This window comes from Herbaspirillum lusitanum (assembly GCF_046025995.1).
Taxonomy (GTDB): Bacteria; Pseudomonadota; Gammaproteobacteria; order Burkholderiales; family Burkholderiaceae_D; genus Herbaspirillum; species Herbaspirillum lusitanum_A.
Genome location: NZ_JAQQFM010000036.1, coordinates 1 through 334, shown reverse-complemented (window position 1 = coordinate 334; position 334 = coordinate 1). Strand labels below are relative to the sequence as shown.

The window sequence follows — 334 nt, the reverse complement described above, 5'->3', positions numbered from 1 at the left end:
ACCGGTGGCGCCGCCGCCTTGCGGGTGGTCGGCTTCGGGACGGTCTTCATGGCGCGGCGAGGGCCACAGGCCCGCCGGACGCGTCAGCATGATGATCACCATGGCCAGGCCGTAGAGCAGCTGGCGCAGCACTTCGGCGTCGATCCAGACTTTGCCGAACAGGCTCATCTGCACCGGCTCCACCACGTGGCGCAGCACTTCCGGCAAGGCCGCCAGGATCACGCCGCCCAGTACCACGCCGGGGATGTGGCCAATGCCGCCCAGCACTACCATGGCCAGCACCGCAATCGATTCGGTCAGCGAGAAGGATTCCGGCGACACAAAGCCCTGGAAC

General features: G+C 67.4%; 1 protein-coding gene. It reads right to left on the bottom strand.

What is annotated here, in order from left to right; all coding sequences use genetic code 11:
* Positions 1-334, bottom strand: a 334-nt coding sequence (locus PQR62_RS25585; protein ID WP_408160898.1) for an ABC transporter permease subunit, incomplete at both ends; no start/stop codon positions are given.